The organism is Acinetobacter sp. GFQ9D191M (assembly GCF_011174875.1).
Taxonomy (GTDB): Bacteria; Pseudomonadota; Gammaproteobacteria; order Pseudomonadales; family Moraxellaceae; genus Acinetobacter.
On record NZ_JAALGV010000054.1, the window covers coordinates 1 to 4,153 of the forward strand.

At 38.6% G+C, this 4,153-nt stretch carries 5 protein-coding genes and 1 pseudogene; 2 read left to right on the forward strand and 4 right to left on the reverse strand.

The genetic code is table 11. The features are described from left to right. Positions 1 to 77, forward strand: a pseudogene (locus G5T77_RS08745) (IS1 family transposase); the annotation flags it as partial. An 877-nt stretch (positions 78 to 954) separates the two neighbouring features. Here G5T77_RS08745 and G5T77_RS08750 read toward each other — a convergent pair. The 4 genes from G5T77_RS08750 to G5T77_RS08765 form a co-directional block, all read right to left on the reverse strand. Then, entirely contained in the window at positions 955 to 1,770 is an 816-nt protein-coding gene (locus G5T77_RS08750) for a hypothetical protein (protein ID WP_005268593.1), read from the reverse strand. Between the two features lie 81 nt (positions 1,771 to 1,851). After that, positions 1,852 to 2,352 carry a hypothetical protein gene (locus tag G5T77_RS08755; protein WP_004282297.1) on the reverse strand — a complete coding sequence of 167 codons (501 nt, stop codon included), beginning with the start codon at positions 2,350 to 2,352 and terminating at the stop codon, positions 1,852 to 1,854. Continuing rightward, entirely contained in the window at positions 2,349 to 3,278 is a 930-nt protein-coding gene (locus G5T77_RS08760; protein WP_004282296.1) for a MobA/MobL family protein, read from the reverse strand. The genes G5T77_RS08755 and G5T77_RS08760 overlap by 4 nt, the downstream gene beginning before the upstream one ends. Beyond that, the gene (locus G5T77_RS08765; protein ID WP_004812002.1) at positions 3,278 to 3,433 is read right to left on the reverse strand and encodes a hypothetical protein; all 156 of its coding nucleotides are present in this window, start codon (positions 3,431 to 3,433) and stop codon (positions 3,278 to 3,280) included. The genes G5T77_RS08760 and G5T77_RS08765 overlap by 1 nt, the downstream gene beginning before the upstream one ends. A 280-nt stretch (positions 3,434 to 3,713) precedes the next feature. On the opposite strand from G5T77_RS08765, the gene G5T77_RS08770 reads away from it, so the two are divergent. Continuing rightward, positions 3,714 to 4,153 (forward strand): conjugal transfer protein TraD (locus G5T77_RS08770; RefSeq protein ID WP_166139242.1); only part of this gene is annotated, 440 nt, incomplete at its 3' end.

The following is a 4,153-nucleotide window of genomic DNA, read 5'->3' on the forward strand; positions in this document are numbered from 1 at the left end:
ATTTTTCAAAAAAGATTGAAAACCATTTTAAAGCTTTCGACTTAACCTTTTTTTACATCAATAATGGCTTCATTTAATGTCAGCATACTTTTTGAAACACCACCCGAAATTTTTATGGGTATCGTGTTAATAGGCTTAGCGTTACGACTTCTCTTAACATTCAACTGAATAGCCTAAGCAGAAAAGTAAAAACAACTACCTCGACTACTAAACACAATAAAAGCTAAAAGCAAGTGCTCTCAACTTCTCAACTCGCCTCCAAAGCGTCGCACTTCGTGCTTTGGCTTTGGAAACGGTTGAGAGAGTTTCGGCAATACTCACCCTAAGGGCAGCCATTTGAAAAAATGACATATCCCCTAAGTATTGCCGATTTACCTGTATATATTTGGCTTCGGAGCCACGTATATCGGTCGTATCCGCACATAGCTTTGCTGACTATGCAGACAAGGACTCAAAGTCTTGCACCTCGCTCCACGCGCTCCCTGTCGTTACATTGCCTGTATCTCTGCGAGGGTTTCCCCAACGTACAACTTAACAAGTCCTATGTAACTACTCCTAACGCTCCGCCTATGTGAAGTTCCCCTGTAAGCGGTTTAGCCTTTCGACTATAGCTACAATACGCCAGTGACACTTATTCCTACCACACGTACTGCATGCCGACCGTAAAACGGACACGCAGAAGCGGGCAAAGCTCGATCTAGGATGCTTATTTGATGGTTTAAAACACGAATTAACGAAGACTTATCATTTTGAGGCTTGATATAAACACTGTTTATTGTGAAAATAGAGTTCAGGTACAAGCCTTTTGGTGAAATCATAACGGTCGCCAAACCTTATGATCTTCGTTACTTGATGTTAGTTCCATCAAATAACTGCGTACCGCTGAATTTACTTGAAAACCCCTCTAAGTTGCAAGACTTAGAGGGGTTTTTGTTTAGAATTTTACATTACAAGTTACTTATTCTTGTTTAAAGCAAATTTTCGCTTCTTAATCACAGTAAGTGGCTTTTCTTGTGGAGCCATATTTTTCTGAATGGTTCCCTGCTTCATCTCTACTGGGACAGCACTATTTTCAGTAGTCTTTGGATTAGATTCTTTAGGCTTTGACTCTGTTGGCTTTTGCAGAGTTGCTTCCTTATTTTTAATTTTTATATAAATTTTATGAGCAACTGTATTGTGCTCCTTAATTTCCCTGTTCTTATCAGCCAATTTTTTATACTGTTCCTTAAAAGGTTTTATAAATTTTTTGATAGCTGATAAGAACACGGCTTCTTCAGGATATATGTCCGCTAATGTCTTAGGTGTTTCCTTTTGCACGAAATTGATGAGATCGGCTGGAAATTTATTAAGAATCTCTGGAGTAGCAAAGCTTACAAAATCATAGTCATGATAAGAAATTACAGCATATCGGGTATTTTTCTTAGTCGGACTTTTAATATAACCTTTGACTGTTGCCTCTCCTTGATCAAGTAACTTTTTCAAATAGAAATCTTTGATTTGGTTTTCTATAAGCGCATTACCTCTATAGAACCTAAGCTTCTGACTGATTTCCGCCTGTTCTTCCAGGTTGTCTTCATCAACAAGTTTTAGCTGTTCGGATTGGTTAAGGAATTGAGCATAATTATATTGAGCCAGTTCGGATGTCCAAATCAGTAACTGATCAAGGTTTTTAGGCATAGGAACTTTCAAATCATTCAAATCAAGCTTTTTAATGGGCGCAAGTTCTTCTTCCTTAAACTCTGTTCTTTCTAAACTTGATTGCTTTAACATAATAATTTCCTTAACTTCCACTAATTTTAAACATAATAAAAATTATAAATGAGTGCTTAGAGCCTTCATTTTCAGATTCAGCTATTTGGGGTCAATAACGCATAAATCCCCATGCTTCCCATAGCCACACTGCTCTTTCATCACTCGGACGCAGGGCTTGGACTCTTCTCCAACGGCACAACTTTGAATATCAAACTGAATACCTTGCTGCCTTAAACTCTCGATCTTTGGAATATTCTCTAAAGGCTTAATATAAGATGCAAATAGCCACGTCATAGTCAGTATGAGAACTGAAAAAACACCTAAGAAAGTGGTGATTAACTTCCATGAAAATTGATCATTGGCTGATTCAATCGAGTTTTTCAAGCGTCCAAGCGCTTTAGCGGTCTTAATAAGTTCTGCTGTACCGTCCTGTAAGCCCTCATTTACCGCTTTTGATATAGTGTGGTGGGTTTGCCCAGCAATAGTGCTTTGAATGTGTTCTTTCGTGATTTGAAGCTCTTTAACGGCCTGATTGACTAGGTTCTGCTGTTGTTCTGCAACTGCCATCAGTGCATATAGCTTTTTTTCATCAGGTGTCATCGGCTCATCCCTCTAAACTTCATTGTTTTCTGTTGCTCTCTTTCTAATTTCTGCTGCTGTTTGTACTGTTCCAAAGCAAGCTGTTTAAAGCTGTCAAAATCAGCCTTAAAGCTCTCAATACCCTGTTTAATTTCTTTATCTGAAATTGGGCTGTTTTTGAGGTCTTTCAGGTCTTTTTTAGGGTCGCCTAAATCTAGTTGCTCAAGCTCTTTATAGGCTATACGTGACTGTTGCAAGGCTTCCCTGATTTCAGGGTCTTTAGCTTGGCTTGGTAATAGTTTCTTTTCGGGTTCTTTCTCTATGCCTTGCTCTTTGTAGCTTCGCATATCAATACGACTGTCAATTTGGTGTTTTTCTAAATGGCTGTTGCATAAATCAGCCCATCTTTGGCGTAGGTCTTTAATATCAGTTTTTCGTTCCTGGTAACCCTTGCCCGTATTGTCTTTTTTAGCTCCGCCACGTTCAGGATTCTTGGCGTTATAGCGTTTGAAATATTGCTCTGGATCTCGTTCGATTCCATCTTGCAGACGTTCATTAAACATGAGGTGAACGTGAGGCTGATCCTTGCCGTCCATTGCTTTAGGGTTATGAATCGCAAATTGATACGGATATTTTGAGCCGATCTCAGACTGAATGAAGTCCTCAACCAGTTCTAGGCGTTGCTCGGCATTCATCTCTCTAGGCAGGGCAATTTCATATTCTCGATAGGTACTGCCATTTTTACGCTCGTAAAGGTCGGCTGCCTGCCAAAAGGTAATCGGATTATGTTCAGCCCATTTCGGCATGTTTCCATAAGCACTATGTTCAAGATCAGTTTCTGCCTGTTCCTGTTTCAGCTTCTTTTCTTCATCCCTATCAATATATTCGGCATGCGGTGCTGCTTTACCTGCCTTACCGACTTTGACACTTAAACGAGCAATCGCCATTAGGTTTTATCCTGTTCCTTTTTTCGGTTGCGCTCTTTCTTAAACGCTCTTTGATCAAGTATCGAAGCCCACATCATAATGATGATGATTAGCGGTGCTGCGATCACGCCAAAAGTAATATCTTTGATTTTTCCCAATACCTGTTTTAGTTGCATGCTGTTGCTCCTAGCTTTGGTACTTATTTTTTTCATTCAATTTTCAATTGAACGAAAAAAATAAGTTTCAGGGTTTTAGGGATGAAGTCCCTAACGTGCTTAGGTTTCTCAATGAAATTGAGAAACGTCTAAGCGCGCCATCAAATTTTTGATGGAAGTGCAGGCAACAATCTCTAGAACGACTTTAACAAAATTGCGTACATTTGACGTAATTATTTTGTTATCGTTCTTTGAGAATTAAGCCTGTACTTTTGCGGTATCTGAATTAATGGAATTGAATATGAATAATGATTGGCTGTCTGAAAAAATCACCTATATTTCTGCTTTAAAGAACCCTAGTGATGCACAAAAACTTTTACTTGAATTAGCCAAAATTCAGTACAGAACATCTGACCAAGAGAAAAAAATTAATGCCTTGATCAAAGCTGAAAAAGCCATAGATCGAGCAAATAAGCAAAAAGTTGCTGTTAGAAAATTATTGAATGCAGAAAAGGAAGCTGAACGTAAAGCTCGTACACGCCACCTTATCCAATTAGGCGCACTTTTTGAGATTGCTAAGCTAGATCAGCGTGATCCTGCTGAATTGCTTGGAGTACTTATAAAAACTGCTGAAATTGATCCAAATGATATGAAGTGGCAAATTTGGAAAGATTTAGGACAAGAAATGTTAAATAAAAGAAGTAATGAAAATAAAAAATCTGGTGGTGTTTCAAAAAGTAT

Coding starts and splice junctions, on each gene's coding strand:
- G5T77_RS08750 (WP_005268593.1), bottom strand. CDS start 1,770: ATGTTAAAGCAATCAAGTTTAGAAAGAACAGAGTTTAAGGAAGAAGAA.
- G5T77_RS08755 (WP_004282297.1), bottom strand. CDS start 2,352: ATGACACCTGATGAAAAAAAGCTATATGCACTGATGGCAGTTGCAGAA.
- G5T77_RS08760 (WP_004282296.1), bottom strand. CDS start 3,278: ATGGCGATTGCTCGTTTAAGTGTCAAAGTCGGTAAGGCAGGTAAAGCA.
- G5T77_RS08765 (WP_004812002.1), bottom strand. CDS start 3,433: ATGCAACTAAAACAGGTATTGGGAAAAATCAAAGATATTACTTTTGGC.